The organism is Haloferax volcanii DS2 (genome assembly GCF_000025685.1).
Lineage (GTDB): Archaea > Halobacteriota > Halobacteria > Halobacteriales > Haloferacaceae > Haloferax > Haloferax volcanii.
Window position 1 is genome coordinate 1,227,467 of sequence record NC_013967.1, and the last position, 16,173, is coordinate 1,243,639.

Below are 16,173 nucleotides of genomic sequence, written 5' to 3' on the forward strand. Positions count from 1 at the left end.
GGGCCGACTGAGTTCGAGGTAGTGACTCGCCGCCTCTTCGGAACTCTCTGCGGACTCGTCTTCCTCGTCAACTTCGGCCGCGTCGCGTTCCCGCCGCTCGTCGAGACGCTCCAGACCCAGTTTTCTGTCGGCCCGGCGACCATCGGCGTCGTGACGAGCCTCGTCTGGCTCGGCACCGCCATCCCGCGCATCCCCGTCGGCTACCTCCTCACGCGCGTCTCGCGGTCGAAGGTCGTCCTCGGGTCGGGGACGCTCCTCGTCGTTGCCGCGGCGTTCACCGCGAGCGCGACGTCGGTGCTGACGCTCCAAATCGGGGCGTTCGGCCTCGGCCTCGCCTCGGGCGCGTACTTCGTCTCCGCGACCCCGCTCGTCGGCGAACTGTACCCCGAGCGCGTCGGCCGCATGGTCGGCATCCACGGCGCGGCCAGTCAGGTCGCCGCCGTCGTCGCCGCGCCCGTCGTCGTCTTCATCCTCGCGTCGTACTCGTGGCGCGAGACGTTCTGGGTGCTGGCGGCCGCCGGCGCGCTCGTGACGCTCCTCCTCTACGCCGTCTCCCGCGACGGGAGCGCGGGGGCCGGCACGGGCGCGGACCGCGACTTCTCCGCCGCGCTCGGCCACTGGAAGCTCATCCTCACGGGCATCCTCCTCATCGCGCCCGCGGGGTTCGTCTGGCAGGGCCTGTTCAACTTCCTCGTGTCGTACATGACGCAGGCGAAGGCGTTCGACGCCGCCACCGCGAGCACGATGCTCACCATCGTCTTCGCGGCGGGCGTCCCCGCGTTCTCGCTGTCGGGCCGCCTCGCGGACAACCTCCCGCACGTCCCGTACATCTTCGGCCTGCTCGTCGCCTTCATCGGCGCGCTCGTCGCCCTGACGTACGCGCAGGGCTTCGTCGCCGTCGCGGCCGTCGTCGCGGTGCTCGGCTACGTCATCCACAGCCTGTTTCCCGCGCTGGACACGTTCATGCTCTCGTCGCTGCCGAGCGACGCCCGCGGGAGCGCCTACGCCGTCTTCAGCGGCGCGGCGCTCCTCTTGGAGGCCAACGGGAGCGGCGCGGTCGGCTTCCTGACCGAGGCGAACTACGCCTTCGAGGCGGTGTTTCGGACGCTCGCTGGGGGGCTCGCGGTGTTCGTCTCCGCGCTCGCCGTCCTCTACGCGGTGAACCGGCTCCCCGGTGTCGACCGGGTCGACCTATCGAGTGACTGATAGACGAAACGATTTACTTCCCCCCACCCGTGATGTCAGTTGTATGTCAGGGTCGCGGCCGACTGACGGGAGCGTCGATACGACCGGTGAGTCAGACCCCCGGGTTCACTGGCTCGGCGACGACGAGACGGCGCAACTCCTCGGGAGCCTCTCCTGTGACACCGCCCGCGACCTGCTGTCGTGTCTGCAAGAGTCGCCCGCGACGGCGACCGAACTCGCAACGCGGGTCGAGACCTCCGTCCAGAACACTCGCCACCATCTCGGGAACCTCATCGGCGCAGACCTCGTCCGCGTCGCCGACACCCGCTACTCAGAGAAGGGTCGCGAGATGAAAGTGTACGCCGCCGCCCCGTTCGTCGTCTGTATCGGCGGCGACGGGGACGACCGCGAGGCCTTCGCTGAGGTCGTCTCCGCGTTCCTCGAATAGCTCGGTTCGCCTCGCGCCCCGTGCGCCGGGGGCTCGCTCTCGCGCGAACGTTCAAGTACGGGTCCGCGACCAGTCACCGACACCCCTATGGCCGTCGCAACTGGACCACAGAGCGTGACCTGGCAGGAGGTGTTCGGCCACCCGGAGGCGTACCCGGAGCAGGCCGACGGAATCGAAACCGCGATACAGACCGCCCGAGACGACGGGTTCGCCGTCGTTGAGGGCGCGTGCGGGACCGGCAAGACGATGCTCGCGCTCACCGCCGGCATCGACCTCGTCCGCGACCCCGACTCCGACTACGAGCGCGTCTTCGTCCTCACGAGCGTCAAGCAACAGCTCCGGCAGTTCGAGGCCGACCTCCGAACCATCAACGAGAACCTCCCGACCGACTGGACGCCCGTCTCGGGGCTCACGCTCGTCGGCAAGTCCGACGTGTGTCCTTACAGCCGCGAGGGCTGCGGCGGCATCGACGACGCGACCGTCTACGACCGCTGTGAAGCCCTCCGCGACCGGACCCGCGGGCTCGTCGGCGACGGCGGCCGGACCAGCGCCGAGGCGCTCGCCAAAGACGCTCGCGAGCAACAGACCGGCCTCCTCGACACCGGCTCGACGGCCGCGGGCCCGGACTACCTCGAAACCGCGGGCGACCCGACGCCGTACCCGACATCGATGCCGGAGTACGAGGACGTGGAGTACTGCCCCTTTTACGCGAACTTCCTCGCTGACCTCCCCGAGGACGGCGACCCAATCGAGGCCGTCCCCTTCGACTTCGACGACAAGGGACTCATCGGGACCGAAGACCTCGTCTCGCTGGCCGCGGGCGCGGGGTCGTGTCCGCACTCCGTGATGGGCGCGCTGTTGCCCCACGTCGAGGTCGTCGTCGGCAACTACTACCACGCGTTCGACCCGACGACCGTCGGCACGTTCACCGGCGCGCTCGTCGACGACTCGACGTTCGTCATCTGCGACGAGGCGCACATGCTCGAACCCCGCGTCCGCGACCTCGTCTCCGTCGGCGTCGGCGACCGGACGCTCCGCGACGCCGAAAGCGAGTTCACGCGCGTCATCCAGCCCGTGAAGTTCGACGACGCCGGCAAGTCCACCGTCGACGCCGACCTCGTCCGCGGGGAGCTTCAGGAGGCCGACGTGACGCTCCGCGAACTGGAGGAGACCCGCGACTTCATCCGCGACCTCCGCGAGGAGCTCGACCGGCGCGTGACCGCCCATCTCGACCGCGAGTACGGCGGCTGGCGCGCCGACCCGACCGAACTCGACGACGAGGAACTCCCGCTGCGCGACCCCGAGGAGCCCGGCGTCGACGAACTCACCGAGTGGGCCGAGGAGCGCGGCCACGACGAGGGAACGTGGGTCCGCGCCGAGGCGACCGGCTCGGCGGTCGCCCGCATCCTCGACTCGGTCGAAGAGGACGACAAGCGCCGGGCCGCCCCCGCGGCGGGGCGGGCGCTTTCGACGTGGGCCTACGCCGACCACGAGAAGCACTTCCGCGAAATCGAACTCGAACGGACGTGGGACGAGATGGAGCCGCCGGAGTCGTGGCGGCGCGCGTACAACGCCCGGCTGTCGGTCCACAACTGCGTCCCCGGCGAGGCCATCGCGGAGCGCCTCGGCGACTTCGGCGGCGGCGTCCTCATGAGCGCGACGCTCGAACCCATCGACGTGTTCCGGCGCGTGACCGGCCTCGACGCCCTCGCCGACGACGGCCGCCCGGTGGCCGAGCGGACGTTCGGCCTCGGCTTCCCCGAGTCGAACCGCGCGAGCTTCGCCGTCGACGTGCCGAAGTTCACCCACAGCAACCGCGGGCCGCCCGGCGAGGAAAACGAGACGCGACTGGCGTACACCGACGCCGCGGTCGAGGTGTGCGAGCGGTCGCCGGGCAACGTCCTCGTCGGGATGCCGAACTACGCCGAGGCGGAGTGGATGGCGGGCGCGCTCGAAGCCCGCGTCGATAAGCCCGTCCTCCTCGACGAGTCGTCCGACGACGGTGCGACGGAGCGACTCAAGCGCGACTTCTTCGGCGGCGAGGGGAAAGTGCTCGTGACGAGCCTCCGCGGCACGCTCACCGAGGGCGTCGATTACAGCGGCGACAAGCTCTCTGCCGCGGTCGTCTGCGGCGTCCCGCTCATCAACACGTCGTCGCCGCGGACCCGCGCGGTGAAGACCGCCTACGACCGCGAGTTCGGAGACGGCTTCGAGACGGCCTTGACCGTTCCCGCGGTCAGAAAGGCGCGACAGGCCATCGGGCGCGTCATCCGCGGCACCGACGAGGTCGGCGTCCGCGTCTTCGTCGACGCTCGGTACGCCCGCGACTCGTGGAACGGCGTCCGCGACTACCTACCGGCACAGGAGCGCGAGGAGTTCAGACCCGTCAGCCCGGACATGCTCGGCTTCGGCCTCGACCAGTTCTGGTCGTCGGCCGAGTAGTCGCGGCCGGGGTCGCGCCGCGGCGGCGAGCGGACAGTCGTCAGGAGAGCGTCAGCGTTCGTCGTCCCACGCGTCCCGGCAGTCGTCGTCGCAGAAGTGCCGCGCCTGCACAGCGTCGTCTTCGACCCACGTAACGACGTGATGCGTCGGGTTGTTCGCAATCGGCTCCCCGCACGTCGCGCAGGTCGGGGCGTCTTCCGGGTCTACGTTCGCTTCCAAATCGGACGTGGGATCGACCATTGACACCCAGATGGCGGTTCCGGGCACTTCAACCCGTCTCCGCCGGCAGAAGTCGCCCGACGGCGCGCCAGACAGCGCGCCCGACGCAACGAAACTGTGGAATCCACACCTGCGCGTCGGTGTGCACGGCTATGTATCACTCCGTACTCCCACTTGGTGCAACGTTTTGTAACCCACTGGTATTGTCAATGCCTACCACACTTAGTGAAGATTATGTAATCACGGTCGCGTTTGTGTACGTGACGGCGAATGTCCGAACTGCCCGCATCTCAGAACTCGGTTGCAGGGACCGCTGACCGCGCCGGCGCGGATACCACCGGAGACCGCTTCCTCCATAGTGTCGTCGTCTCCTATCGAGGGAGCCCGGACCAGGTCACCGTCTACCCCCGACGCGATAGCTGCTGCGACCGGATGGATGCGTGGTTGACCGCCGACGCCGACGCGTTCGTCTCGCTCGACGAGATGTGCTGAGTCGTCGACGCCGACGCGGTCGATGCGCCGACGACGAGCGTTTCCGCCGCCGCTCGCCCCCCTCCGACGCCGCGTCGGCTCAGTCGACGAACTCGGCGTCGGACAGCGTTTTCTGTACCGCTTCTTCGCCCACAGCCGCCGCCAGCGCCTCGAAGCCGGCGCGCTCGGCGCGGTCGCGGGCGTTCGCCACCAGCCGCGAGACGATAAACTCCGGCGTGGACTTGCCGACCGTCCCGAACCGCGGCTGGTAGTCCACGCGCAGTTCCAACTCGTCGGTCAGCCCCTCGGCGAAGATGCCGTCGATGCGCGCCTCCGGCGGCAGCGGGCTCAGTTCGTCCGCGAGGTGCGTGACGTAGACGCCGAAGGCGTCGCGCTCGACGGTGAGGTTCACGAGGCCGTTGAGCAGGTCGGCCGCGCGCCCCGGCTCGGTGATGGCCTCGAACTCGTCGACGAGCATCAGCGTCCGGCCGTCGCCCGACAGCGGCGGGACGATGGACTTGATCGTCGATTCGAGCACGCCCGCGTTGAAGCTCGCGTGCCGGCGGTGGAACACGACCGAGTCGAACCGGCCGACGACCGCCGACTCCGCGGGGACGGGAAGCCCCATCGACGCGAGGATGGCGACCTGCGAGAGCGTCTCCAAGAGCGTCGTCTTCCCGCCGCTGTTGGCCCCCGTGAGGACCGACACGCGGTCACCGACCGGCGGCGTCGGCCCCGACGCGCACGCGAGTTCGTGGTCACCGACGGCGTAGGAGACCGGCTGTGGGTCGTCGATAAAGAGGTTGCGCGCGCCGCAGACCGCCAGCCCCGTCTCGGCGATGTCCGGCGGCGTCAGGTCGTACTCGTCCGCGAACCGCGCGAGCGACAGCGACAGCGCGACCTCGTCGACGGCCTCGACCGCGAGGTCCACGTCGTCGCGGGCGGCCCAGATGCGGTCGCGTAGCTCCTCCGCGACGGTCTCTTCGCGCGCGGCGACGTCGGCTTCGAGGTCCTCGACGAGCGCCCGGAGCGACGCGCTCACGAAGTCGGTCGCGTCGCGGGCGTCCTCGGCGGCGACCGCCTCGATCTCGCCGCGCGAGAGGTCGGTCTCCTGTGCGACGTACTGGACGAACGCGGCGCGGAAGTCGTCCAGCGAGCGGACGCCCCGCGACTGGACGGTTTCGAGCACGTCGAACGAGCCGGATTGGAGTTCCTTCGCGGTGTCGAGTCTGCTCCGCAGGCTGTCGAGGCGGTCGTCGGCACCCGCGGCGACCGAGCCGTCGTTGTCGACGTAGCCGAGCGCCCCGAGCGCATCGCGGAGGGCGTCGGGGTCGGCTTCCGCCAGCGCGTCGAACGGCTCGCCGCGGAGTCCGGCCTCGCGGAGTTCGAGCGCCGCGCGAACGGCGGCGCGCTCGGTCTCGCCGGCCACGTCGTACTCGCGGAACGTCGCCTCGATGGCGTCGCGGGCGTCGTCGTCGAGGTCGGCCCACGCCTCCCGCGCCGCGAGGATGCGGTCGAGGCGGTCGCGCCGGGCCTCGACGGTCGGCAGCGGCGTCAACACGCGGATGCGGTCGGCGGCGTGTTCGGTCAGCCCGCGGTCGCTCGCCAGCGACAGCAGGTCGTCGTACACGTTGCGGGCGTCGCGGGTCGCCAGCGCGTCGATGCCGGCCTGCCCGTCGGCGCGGCGGAGGATGCGAACCGCCCGCCCGCGGGTGACGCCGGCGTCGACGAGCGCCCGCACGTCGGCCGACTCGATGGCGGCGACCGCCCCCTCCCTGCCGAGCGCCGATTCCAGTCGGTCCGAGGTCTTCGGGCCGACGCCCCAGTAGTCTTCGAGTCGCATACCGGGGGCGTCTCACCGGGCGCTCTTAGGTCCACCCGTCGGGCGGTGCCGCCGCTGTTCGAGGAGCGGGCCGCGAAGAAAACTCAGTACGAGGGGGCGCGCTGGTCGGTGTCCGTGCTGGCCGTCTCGTCGGACCGGAGCAGGTGTCGGCCGGGCACCGCCTCCGCGTCGCGGTCGAGGTCGCGGGCCGCGCAGACCGCGAGGGTGGTCGTGAGCGTCCGGACGGCGCGCTCGTGGTCGGCGCGGCAGTCCCGGAGGGCCATCGGGGCGATTCCCAGTCGGTTGTACGGTTCGAGGTCGGCGCTCGTGAGTATCCCGCCGTCGCGGTAGTCCGTGGCGATTTCCACGAGCAGCGAGTGGACGTGGATGAGCTCGTTTTTCTTCATTGGTTGCACGTATGTGCTCATCGGGGGTAAATGACGCGGTGAAGCGTTTTTTCGGTCTTGTATCTGCCTCGGCTAGAAATGAATGTATCTGTCGGAGACACGAACGAAACACCCGCGGCTCGTCGGTCGATTCCGCGGAAAGGGAGTTGGGGTTTGGGCAGGGACACGTCCCCTGGGCGGAGAGAGGGGGTGGGTTGTCGATTCCGCCGTGGGGGCGTGCGGGCACGACGAGTGACCCGGGCAGGTCACTGTGGCCATATAGTCGAATGGAACGGTTAGTAGTAATTCACAACCCTACGTGGTTAGGCTCGATTCGAGCCGACCGAGAAACGCACAAGTCGGTGGGGGTTAGAGTCGGGGTATGCACGCACGACGGGACGCCGGTCCGCGGGGGGGTCGAGAGGGATGACAGACGGCTCTCCGCGGTCGGTCGACGGGCCGTCGTCGGCCGAGCGCGAACTGCGCCAGCGGCTCGACATCCTCGCGACGTTCAACGAAGTGATTGCGGACGTGAACGAGACCATCGTCGACGCCGCCGAGCGGGCGGACATCGAGCGGCAGGTCTGCGAGCGACTCGTTCAGACCGACGAACTCCGGTTCGCGTGGGTCGGCGTCGTCGACGAGACGACCGGCGACGTGGAGCCGACCGCGTGGGCCGGCGACGAGGACGGCTACCTCGACGAGATAGACGTGTCGGTGGCGGCGGACCGGCCCGAGGGTAACGGTCCCGTCGGCCGCGCGGTCCGGTCGAACGCGGTGCAGGCGACCCACAGCATCCCCGACGACCCGGCGTTCGGCCCGTTCCGAGAGCCGGCGCTCGAACGCGGCTACGGCTCGGCGGCGTCGGTGCCGCTCGTCTACGACGGCGTCCGCTACGGCGTGCTCACGATGTACGCCGAACACGAGCGGGCGTTCACCGCGGAGCTCGACGAGCCGATTTCGAACCTCGGCCACGCCGTCGCCCACGGCATCGACACCCACGTCCGGCGGGAGCGCGAGCGCGAACTCGAACGCCGCGAGCAACAGCTCGACGCGGTGTTCAACAGCACCGTCCAGTACATCGGGCTGGTCGAACCAGACGGAACGGTGCTCCGGGTGAACGACGCCGCGCTCGACCTCGTCGGCGACGACCGCGACGACCTGGTGGGGGCGCGGGCGTGGGAGACGCCGTGGTGGCGCGGCGACGACGAGCGCGTCGCCGACCTCCGGGCCGCCCTCGACCGCGCGGCGGACGGGGAGTTCGTCCGCTACGAGGTCGAAATCGACCGCGAGAACACCGACCGACTGGTCGTCGTCGACTTCTCTGTCACGCCGGTCACCGACGACGAGGGCGAGGTGTCGTTTCTGGTCCTCGAAGGCCACGACATCACCGCCCGCAAGGAGCGAGAGCGGGAGCTGCGACGCGAACAGGAGCGACTGGAGTTCGTCAACCGCATCATCCGCCACAACCTCCTCAACGGCTTGAACGTGGTCGGCGCGCGGGCGGACATCGTCGAGGAGTTCGTGGACGACGCGGGGCTGACCCACCTCGACACGATACAGGGGCGCGTCCGCGAGATGACCGAACTCGTCGGGACGATGCGGACGTTCATGAAAGTCATCGTCGAACGCGAGTCCCACGAGTTCCGCCCGCGTCGAATCGACGAGGCGGTCGGCCACGGCGTGGAGTCGCTCCGGCGGGAGTCCGACGCCGCGAGCGTCGCCGTCGGGCGACTACCGGAGATTTCGGTCGTCGCCGACGACCTGCTGGACGAGGTCGTCGAGCACCTGCTGAAAAACGCCGTCCAGCACAACGACAAGCCGGACCCTGCGGTCGAAGTCGAGGTGGCCGCCGGCGACGACGCGGTCGAACTCCGCGTCTCCGACAACGGGCCGGGCGTCCCCGACGAGGAGAAACACCGCATCGTCGACCAGCGCATCGAGGACCTGTCGAACCCGGGCAACGGCTTCGGGCTGTTTCTGGTCCGCGAAATCGTCGAGAGCTACGGCGGCACGGTCGAAATCGAGGACAACGACCGCGGCGGAGCCACGTTCGTCGTCACGCTCCCGCGGGCGTGAGTTCGCCCCCGAACTGGACCGCTTCAGTCGGGGAGTAATCCGACGGCCAAGACCGCCGATTAGGGTCGCCTTACCGCCTAAATTCCACCTGTTTCGATGGGCAGATATATTACCGTTCGCCGTTACTGTGTGTTCGATACGATGGTCACCGAACGCTCGGCGCGCGAGAGCCCCGAACAGCGGGCCGCCGAGCAGGTCGTTCTCGTGGTCGACGACGACGAGGACCTCGCAGACACCTGCCGGTACTGGCTCGACGGCGAGCGGTTCGCCGTCGAGACCGCCTACGGCGGTGAAGAAGCCCTCCACCGACTCGACGACACCGTCGACGTGGTCCTCCTCGACCGCCGGATGCCGAACGTCACGGGCGACGACGTGCTCGAAGAGATTCGCGAGCGCGGCCTCGACTGCCGCGTGGCGATGATGACCGCGGTCGAGCCGGACACCGACATCGTCGAGATGCCGTTCGACGCCTACCTCGTCAAGCCCGTCTCGGAGTCGGAGGTCAAAGAGACGGTCGAAGAGCTGCTCGTTCGGTCGGGGTTCGAGTCCGGGGTCCGCGAGTACTTCGCGCTCGAATCCACCGAGGCGGCGCTCGACAGCCGCGACGTAGAGGAGCTTCGCGAGCCGGAGGCGCTTTCGGACCTCCGCAGTCGCTTGGAGGCGGTGCGGGCCGAACACGAGGCGGCGATTCGAAACCGCGAGGCGCAGCTCGACCGCCTGAACCGAACGAACGAACTGCTCCGCGACGTCGACCGGGCGCTCATCGACGCGCGGACCCGCGACGAAATCGAACAGACCGTCTGCGACGTGGTCGCGGACGCGCACGAGGCCGCCGTCGTCCTCAGGCGCACCGCCGCCGGCACGCTGCGGTGTACCGCGGCGGCGGGCCACGGTCTCGACCCCGCGGGCGTCGACCTCGACTTCGTCGACGAGGCGTTCGGCGTCGACGGGGCGGCCGAAGACGGCTTCGTCTTCGAGGATATCCCCGGGGCGCACCGCGCGGCCGTACTCGGCGACGACGCCGACGACCTCGACGCGGTCTCGGCGCTCTGTGTTTCCATCGACTACCGCGAGACGATGTACGGCGCGCTCGTCGTCTACGACGAGACCGACGGCTTCGACGACGAGTCCGCGGGGCTGTTTTCCGACCTCGGGGCGACCGTCGGCAACGGCATCAACGCGACCCAGAGCAAGCGGCTTCTCAACGGCGACAGCGTCGTCGAACTGGAGTTTCAGGTCGGCCGCGACGCCGGCGTGCTCGCCCGCCTCTCGGCGGCGCTCGACTGCCAACTCTCGCTCGACGGCGTGACCCGCCTCGACGACGGTCTCGCTTGCTTCATCAGCGTCGCCGGCGCGTCGGGGTGCGACGCGGTCGCGGCCGCTATCGATGCCGTCGACGTCTCGCAGGCCCGCGTCGTCGCCGACGGCGACGAGGAGTCCGTCGTCGAACTCCGCACCGACGCCGAGGCGGTGCTGTCGACCGCCATCGACCACGGCGCGAGCGTGGAGCGGTTGACGCTTTCCGAGGGGAGCGGCACCCTCACGCTCCACGTCGCGGCCGACGCCGACCACGGCGCGCTCGTGGAGGCGGTGACGACGGCCGCGGCCGGCGTCTCGGTCGTCGCAAAGCGCGAGGTGGAGCGCTCCGTCCAGTCGGCCGACTCCTTCCGGCGGGCGCTCGACTCGAAGCTGACCGACCGGCAGCGGACGGTCCTCGAAACGTCGCTCGTCTCCGGCTACTTCGAGTGGCCCCGGGGGAGCACGGCCGAGGAGGTCGCCGACTCGCTCGGTATCTCGCCGCCCACGCTCCACGAGCACCTCCGGACGGCGGAACGAAAGCTCATCGAGACGTATTTCGACGAGCTAAATCAAGCGCCGGCGGACGACTGAGGCGGGCGGGAGCGAGCGACCGAGGAGAGTTAGTCGAGTGTTGCTTCGGGCGTGTCGTCGATGAGTCGAGCGGCGGCGTCGAACACGTCGCCTTTGGTGACGGGTTTCGTGAGCACGTCGTCGACCAGGAGGGCGGTTAGCTCGTCGTCGGGCGTGGCGCTGAGCATGACGACGCCGAACGACGCCGGGTCGGCTCGGCGGCGGAGTTCTTCGAGGACGGACTCGCCGGAGAGACCGGGGAGGTTGCGGTCGAGAAAGACGAGGTCGACGTCGTCGTCGAACGACTGGAGCGCCTCGCGCCCGGTGTAGGCGACCCGGACGCGGTAGCGTCGTTCGAGCCACAGCGCGAGGCTGTCGGCGAGGGCGGCCTCGTCGTCGACGAGGAGGACGATCGGCGCGTCGTGAGTGTGAGTCTGTGTCATGGCTCGGACCGTGGCTACGTCGGTGTGGCGGAGGCGGTCGTACGGACTCGGAGGCGGTCGGTCGAGAGCGGTCGTCGAGCGGCGCGAGTGTCGCTCACGCGTCGTTCATGCGCTGCGACTGCGTGTTGCCACAGCGCGTACAGCGCGTGACGCGGTACGGCTCGCGAGAGAACTGACGGTTCTCTCGCTTCCGACTCTCCGTCTTGATTTCGATGGAGACGTCGTGCGGCGTCCGCGACTCACACGACGGGCACTCTTCGACGAACTCGTTGTTTCGGGGACTGCTTTTACTCTTCGACATACGGTGGTCGTGGCAGTAGCTATGGACCCTATGCGGTTGAATACGGAACCTAATCGATTTGGGACGCGGACCAATCCAGGGGCGGCGGCCGCTCGTCGGCCGAGAAGACCTACTCCGCGGGGACGATTTTCTCGTCGTACTTGTCGCGGAACTCCTGAATGAGCGTGCCCATCTGGGCGTACCAGTCGTTGAGCATCCGCTGCATATCGTCCGCGACCTCGTTGGGGTCGGTCGGGTGGTAGACGTGGTAGTAGCCGCCGTGTTCGTAGTTCACCTGTTGTTTCTGGATGAGGCCCGCCTGCAACAGGCGCTGGATAGAGCGGTAGGCGGTCGAACGCTCCCGTTCGACCGCTTCGGCGACCTCGTCGACGGTCAGGCGGTCGTCGGTCTCGACGAGCACCTCAAAACACCGTCGGTCGAGTTGCTTCAGTCCGTGGAGACATTCGAGGAGTCCCTCACACTCCATGTCCGATTGCAGGTATTCGACCATCGAGCTAGCCATTGTCGGTTCGGGCTACGGGGCCAGCCCTGAAAAGGGTTTGTATAGTTTGCACAACACCGAGTGGGAGACGGCGACCCGGTGTGGCGGATTCGCGTTCGATGCGAGTGCGGTTCGCGTTCGAGTCGGTGCGGTCAGTCGGCGGTCGAACTCCCGGCAGTCGAGGGCGCGCGCATGGACTTGACGGCGCTGTAAAGCACCGCGCCGGAGACCATGAGCGCCGACCCGAGGATGAGCGCGAGGCTGACGTAGTCGAGGACGCCCACGCCGAGATAGTTCCCGGCCTGTCGCACGGCGACAGCGAGCGCGCCGAGAAGCAGCATCAGGCCGAAGTAAATCTTGATTTCGTCCTCGTCGACGATGGAGGTCGCCGCGGAGCCGACGCGCGCGCCGAGCGCGGAGCCGGCGAGCAGCGGCGCGACGATAGAGAGGTCGACGCCGCCGGACTGCGCGTAGAGGAACGAGCCGATGCCGCCCGAGAACATGATTTCGAACAGGTCGGTCCCGACCGCGATGGGTACGGGGACGCCGATGAGGTAGAACAGCGCGGGCATGCGGATGAAGCCGCCGCCGACGCCGAGGAAACCCGAGAGGAGCCCCGTGGCGAACGCGAGCAAGAGAATCATCCACAGCGAGACCTTGACGCCGCCGCGGAGGGTTATCATCGGGGGGAGCGAGTAGCTCTGAATCTTCTTGGCTAACTCGGGGATGTCGTCGGCGTCGATGTCGGCGTCGCCGTCCACGTCGTGGCTGACGCCGCCGCCGTCGCCGCCCTTCAGCGCCTCGTAGGTGACGAACAGCCCGATACCGCCGAGAAGCAGCACGTACGTGACGCTGATGATGTTACCGGCGAGTCCGAGCTCTTCGAGGTAGAGGACGATTTCCTTCCCGACTTCGAGGCCGACCGTGGTCCCGATAATCATCGAGATGCCGAGTTTGTAGTCGACCTGTCCGAGGTCGCGGTGCTTCAGTGTCGCGATGACGGAGGTCCCGAAGACGAACGCGAGCCCGGAGCCGACGGCCACGCGCGAGGGGTAGCCCATGACGAGCAGCGCGGGCGTCACGAGGAACGACCCACCCATGCCGAAGAAGCCGAACAGGACGCCGATGAGAACCCCGAACGCGACGAAGAGGGCCAGCATCCCGGCAGACATGCCGAGTAGTTCGAACACGCTCACTCACCACCGATGGCCTTCCGAACGGTCGGTCCGAGTGCGGCGGTCAGCGCGCCGTACCCGACGTACAGCACCATCGCCTCGACGAGGACGACGCCGACGAGCGCGGCGGCCTGTGCGTTCCCGCCCAACGTCTCGATTCCGAACATCTTACCAGCACCCCTCGGGGTGCCCGGAGTGTATTGCACTCATCATACTTTCTTGTACACCGCTGGCTAACCGGAATGAGGATATAACGTTTTTGGGAATACTGTACAAGACCATATCGATATTGCATACGCATAAGTTATAGAATGGACATAGAAATACCACCGAACCGGGCCATATTTTGTATCACGCGACGTTACGAACATATTTATCCGCTATCTATGACAAAATAGTTGTTTGCTTATTGTGCAATACTATATTTGGCTGAACATCAACCGAGAGGATTCGGTCGAGAGGCACTCACGGCGGCGTTCTCGAGCATCGGCGGCGAGCGTCGAACGTCGACTCGCGGGAGAAAACCACCACCGACTGTTCGGCAGCGCGCGCGAGTCGCGGTCCATCGGCGGCGGTTCACCGACAGGGGGCGAGAACTTCGTCGCCGTCGCTCCGGGGACGACGGACGGGAAAAGAACGAAATCGAATTCGCCGACGGCGGCTCAGTCGGCGGAGGTGCCGGTCGCGGCGCTCTCGGTACGGCGGGCGCGCCAGAGTCCCTGCAGGTACGCGCCGACGAACATCCCACCGATGGCGATGAGGATGGGGTAGTTGCCGACGCCGAGACTGGCGTAGGCCGCGCCGGGACAGATGCCGGAGATACCCCAGCCGGCTCCGAAGACGACCCCGCCGACGACGACGTTCTTGTCGAACGACTTCAGCCGGCGGCCGTAGTCGCGCCCGGTGAGTGGCGCGCGGTCGCCGAACGCCTCGGCGAGCGCGAAGACGGTGCCAGTGACGACCGCGGCCCCGCCCATCACGAAGACGAGACCGAGGTCGTCGAACTGGAGGAAGTCGAGGACGACCTCCGGGCGGGCCATGTTGCTGACGGCGAGGCCGAACCCGAATATCAGGCCGCCCGCGATGACGACCAGCATGAACCCGAGTCCGCGTTCGTCGTCGCTCACGGCGACACCCCCAGCGCGCTCAGGAGCTGTGCGACCCCGATGGCGACGAGCATGAAGGTGGCGACGTTGACGAGCGAGGTCCGCGAGCGCGAGCCGACGCCGCAGACCCCGTGGCCGGACGTACACCCCTTCCCGATGCGGGTGCCGACGCCGACGAGCACGCCGCCGACGGCGAAGCGCCACGGCTGCACGTCGGAGACCCACCAGCCGTCACCGAACAGGACGGTGTAGAGCGCGGCCCCGGCGACGATGCTCAGGGTGAACACGACCCGCCAGTCCCGCGAGGCGACGTACTTCGCCTTGTTGAACCGCGGGAGGTCGGAGACGTACGACAGCGTCGATTCGAGGAAGGTGCTCGCGCCGGCGATGACGCCCGTCCCGAGGTAGATGACGGCGGTCCCGAGTCCGATGAGGAGGCCGCCGAGCGCGTAGTGCGCGATGCCGTTCGGGAAGAGCCCGTCGACGAGGAGCGGCGTCAGACCCGACATTTAGTTCGTCAGGGCTTCGTTGCTGGCCGCGCAGTTGTTCGGCCCGAGTTCGAGCTCGAAGGCGCGGTCGTCGTCCGACTCCTGCACGCCGAGGTTCGTCTCGATGATGTCGACGTAGTTGGCCGGCCGCGGCGGCATATCCGAGAGGATGAACTCCACGAACTCGTCTTTGGGCATCGACAGTGCATTCATCGTCTCCTTCAGTTCCCCGAGCGTGGCGGTGTAGCTGCCGTCGTCGGCCGGGATTGCCGCGTCGCTGAAGTGCGCGGAGGCGACGATGGCGTCGTCGTCGTGCGAGAGGACGCGCTCCTGAAGCGAGCCGTAGAGCATCCCGGCCGCGTCGGGCGCGCCCTCGTCGCCGTCTTCGAGGTCGGGGCGAGCGACCGACTCGATGAACAGGCCGTCGCCCGTGAACAGCACGTTGTCGACCGCGTAGGTCGTCATACCGGTCGTGTGGCCGGGCGTGTGGATGGCCTCGATGTCGGTGTCGCCGACGGTGAGCGTCTCGCCGTCCGCGATGGTTTCGTAGGGCGTGTCGTAGTCGACGCCGCGGGCTTCGGCGGCCTCGGGGATGACGCCCGCGACGCCGTGGTCTTCGACCAGCGTGCGGACCCCGCTGATGTGGTCGGCGTGGATGTGCGTGTCGACGGCGTACGTCAGTTCCGCGCCGAGCGCCTTCGCGTCGGCGACGTACTCGTCGGCGAAGTAGCGGAGCGGGTCGACGACGGCGGCCTCGTCGCCGTCGACGACGAGGTACGCCAGACAGCCGCTGGAGGGGCGCTGGTACTGCGCGACGAGCGCGTCGCCGTCGGTCTCCAGTTCGGTGTACTCGTAGATGCTCGCCCAGCCGTTCATGCCGCGTTCGAGCGCCACGGCGTCGTAGCCCTCCTGAATGAGCAGTCCGGCGACGTACTCCGAGGAGTGGCCCTTCGCACAGAGGACGACGAACTCCTCGTCTTCGGGCAGCTCTTCGAACAGCGACTCATCGAGCTCCTCGTCGAGGAACTCGAAGTAGGGGATGTTGACGTGCGAAACGTTCTCGCCGTCGATGCGCCAGTCCTCGTGTTCCGAGGGAACGCGGTTGTCGAGGATGGTCAGCGCCTCGCCCTCGTCGATGCGGGCTTTCAGCGCCTCGGGTTCGATGACTGGCACGTCGACGTCGAGTTCCGGCAGGTCTGGAACGGTCATGTATGCATCACCCATTATCGGGTGGTTCGACTTAAGCTTTCGGATGGTA

At 68.1% G+C, this 16,173-nt stretch carries 17 protein-coding genes; 6 read left to right on the top strand and 11 right to left on the bottom strand.

Translation table 11 applies throughout. The features are described 5' to 3' along the window. The first annotated feature begins 21 nt into the window (after positions 1-21). From HVO_RS11200 to HVO_RS11210, 3 genes are all read left to right on the top strand, one after another. Complete coding sequence (locus HVO_RS11200; RefSeq protein ID WP_013035427.1) at positions 22-1,206, top strand: MFS transporter; 1,185 nt, start codon at positions 22-24, stop codon at positions 1,204-1,206. A gap of 43 nt (positions 1,207-1,249) precedes the next feature. Then, positions 1,250-1,633 carry an ArsR/SmtB family transcription factor gene (locus HVO_RS11205; protein WP_004043588.1) on the top strand — a complete coding sequence of 128 codons (384 nt, stop codon included), beginning with the start codon at positions 1,250-1,252 and terminating at the stop codon, positions 1,631-1,633. An 87-nt stretch (positions 1,634-1,720) separates the two neighbouring features. Then, entirely contained in the window at positions 1,721-4,075 is a 2,355-nt protein-coding gene (locus HVO_RS11210; protein WP_013035586.1) for an ATP-dependent DNA helicase, read from the top strand. Between the two features lie 51 nt (positions 4,076-4,126). Here the strand turns inward: HVO_RS11210 and HVO_RS11215 are convergent, their stop codons facing one another. After that, positions 4,127-4,315: a DUF7576 family protein gene (locus tag HVO_RS11215; RefSeq protein WP_004063509.1), complete on the bottom strand. Its 189-nt coding sequence runs from the start codon at positions 4,313-4,315 to the stop codon at positions 4,127-4,129. Between the two features lie 249 nt (positions 4,316-4,564). Here HVO_RS11215 and HVO_RS11220 point away from each other — a divergent pair, with 249 nt between their 5' ends. Next, positions 4,565-4,786: a DUF7511 domain-containing protein gene (locus HVO_RS11220; protein ID WP_013035446.1), complete on the top strand. Its 222-nt coding sequence runs from the start codon at positions 4,565-4,567 to the stop codon at positions 4,784-4,786. A 79-nt stretch (positions 4,787-4,865) separates the two neighbouring features. Here HVO_RS11220 and HVO_RS11225 read toward each other — a convergent pair whose 3' ends face one another. Together HVO_RS11225 and HVO_RS11230 are read right to left on the bottom strand one after the other, a co-directional pair. After that, positions 4,866-6,608, bottom strand: a complete 1,743-nt coding sequence (locus HVO_RS11225) for a DNA mismatch repair protein (protein WP_004043585.1) — start codon at positions 6,606-6,608, stop codon at positions 4,866-4,868. An 83-nt stretch (positions 6,609-6,691) separates the two neighbouring features. Continuing rightward, positions 6,692-6,994, bottom strand: a complete 303-nt coding sequence (locus tag HVO_RS11230; protein WP_004043584.1) for a UPF0058 family protein — start codon at positions 6,992-6,994, stop codon at positions 6,692-6,694. 405 nt (positions 6,995-7,399) lie between these two features. On the opposite strand from HVO_RS11230, the gene HVO_RS11235 reads away from it, so the two are divergent. Then, the gene (locus HVO_RS11235) at positions 7,400-9,052 is read left to right on the top strand and encodes a PAS domain-containing sensor histidine kinase (protein WP_004043583.1); all 1,653 of its coding nucleotides are present in this window, start codon (positions 7,400-7,402) and stop codon (positions 9,050-9,052) included. A gap of 141 nt (positions 9,053-9,193) precedes the next feature. Further along, positions 9,194-10,942 carry a bacterio-opsin activator domain-containing protein gene (locus HVO_RS11240; RefSeq protein ID WP_004043582.1) on the top strand — a complete coding sequence of 583 codons (1,749 nt, stop codon included), beginning with the start codon at positions 9,194-9,196 and terminating at the stop codon, positions 10,940-10,942. 29 nt (positions 10,943-10,971) lie between these two features. On the opposite strand, the gene HVO_RS11245 is transcribed toward HVO_RS11240, so the two are convergent. The 8 genes from HVO_RS11245 to HVO_RS11275 all read right to left on the bottom strand — a co-directional run bounded on the left by HVO_RS11245 (position 10,972) and on the right by HVO_RS11275 (position 16,124). Beyond that, positions 10,972-11,364 (bottom strand): response regulator, encoded by a 393-nt coding sequence (locus tag HVO_RS11245; protein ID WP_004043581.1) that lies wholly within the window; start codon positions 11,362-11,364, stop codon positions 10,972-10,974. A gap of 94 nt (positions 11,365-11,458) precedes the next feature. Further along, positions 11,459-11,665: a DUF7835 family putative zinc beta-ribbon protein gene (locus HVO_RS11250; RefSeq protein WP_004043580.1), complete on the bottom strand. Its 207-nt coding sequence runs from the start codon at positions 11,663-11,665 to the stop codon at positions 11,459-11,461. Positions 11,666-11,774: 109 nt separating this feature from the next. After that, entirely contained in the window at positions 11,775-12,155 is a 381-nt protein-coding gene (locus HVO_RS11255) for a helix-turn-helix domain-containing protein (protein ID WP_004043579.1), read from the bottom strand. A gap of 143 nt (positions 12,156-12,298) precedes the next feature. After that, a complete protein-coding gene (locus HVO_RS11260) occupies positions 12,299-13,342 on the bottom strand; it encodes a sulfite exporter TauE/SafE family protein (protein WP_004043578.1) in 1,044 nt (347 codons plus the stop codon). Further along, on the bottom strand, positions 13,339-13,488 hold the full coding sequence (locus HVO_RS20935; protein WP_004043577.1) for a DUF7512 family protein: 150 nt from the start codon (positions 13,486-13,488) through the stop codon (positions 13,339-13,341). The genes HVO_RS11260 and HVO_RS20935 overlap by 4 nt, the downstream gene beginning before the upstream one ends. A gap of 495 nt (positions 13,489-13,983) precedes the next feature. Continuing rightward, the gene (locus tag HVO_RS11265) at positions 13,984-14,448 is read right to left on the bottom strand and encodes a DUF6691 family protein (protein ID WP_004043576.1); all 465 of its coding nucleotides are present in this window, start codon (positions 14,446-14,448) and stop codon (positions 13,984-13,986) included. Next, positions 14,445-14,936 carry a YeeE/YedE family protein gene (locus HVO_RS11270; RefSeq protein ID WP_004043575.1) on the bottom strand — a complete coding sequence of 164 codons (492 nt, stop codon included), beginning with the start codon at positions 14,934-14,936 and terminating at the stop codon, positions 14,445-14,447. The genes HVO_RS11265 and HVO_RS11270 overlap by 4 nt, the downstream gene beginning before the upstream one ends. Further along, entirely contained in the window at positions 14,937-16,124 is a 1,188-nt protein-coding gene (locus HVO_RS11275; protein WP_004043574.1) for an MBL fold metallo-hydrolase, read from the bottom strand. It abuts the gene before it with no gap. Positions 16,125-16,173: the final 49 nt, after the last annotated feature.

Bases quoted from the DNA above. Each gene is read 5' to 3' on its own strand.
- HVO_RS11205 (WP_004043588.1), top strand. From the start codon at position 1,250: ATGTCAGGGTCGCGGCCGACTGACGGGAGCGTCGATACGACCGGTGAG.
- HVO_RS11210 (WP_013035586.1), top strand. From the start codon at position 1,721: ATGGCCGTCGCAACTGGACCACAGAGCGTGACCTGGCAGGAGGTGTTC.
- HVO_RS11215 (WP_004063509.1), bottom strand. From the start codon at position 4,315: ATGGTCGATCCCACGTCCGATTTGGAAGCGAACGTAGACCCGGAAGAC.
- HVO_RS11220 (WP_013035446.1), top strand. From the start codon at position 4,565: ATGTCCGAACTGCCCGCATCTCAGAACTCGGTTGCAGGGACCGCTGAC.
- HVO_RS11225 (WP_004043585.1), bottom strand. From the start codon at position 6,608: ATGCGACTCGAAGACTACTGGGGCGTCGGCCCGAAGACCTCGGACCGA.
- HVO_RS11230 (WP_004043584.1), bottom strand. From the start codon at position 6,994: ATGAAGAAAAACGAGCTCATCCACGTCCACTCGCTGCTCGTGGAAATC.
- HVO_RS11235 (WP_004043583.1), top strand. From the start codon at position 7,400: ATGACAGACGGCTCTCCGCGGTCGGTCGACGGGCCGTCGTCGGCCGAG.
- HVO_RS11240 (WP_004043582.1), top strand. From the start codon at position 9,194: ATGGTCACCGAACGCTCGGCGCGCGAGAGCCCCGAACAGCGGGCCGCC.
- HVO_RS11245 (WP_004043581.1), bottom strand. From the start codon at position 11,364: ATGACACAGACTCACACTCACGACGCGCCGATCGTCCTCCTCGTCGAC.
- HVO_RS11250 (WP_004043580.1), bottom strand. From the start codon at position 11,665: ATGTCGAAGAGTAAAAGCAGTCCCCGAAACAACGAGTTCGTCGAAGAG.
- HVO_RS11255 (WP_004043579.1), bottom strand. From the start codon at position 12,155: ATGGTCGAATACCTGCAATCGGACATGGAGTGTGAGGGACTCCTCGAA.
- HVO_RS20935 (WP_004043577.1), bottom strand. From the start codon at position 13,488: ATGTTCGGAATCGAGACGTTGGGCGGGAACGCACAGGCCGCCGCGCTC.
- HVO_RS11270 (WP_004043575.1), bottom strand. From the start codon at position 14,936: ATGTCGGGTCTGACGCCGCTCCTCGTCGACGGGCTCTTCCCGAACGGC.
- HVO_RS11275 (WP_004043574.1), bottom strand. From the start codon at position 16,124: ATGACCGTTCCAGACCTGCCGGAACTCGACGTCGACGTGCCAGTCATC.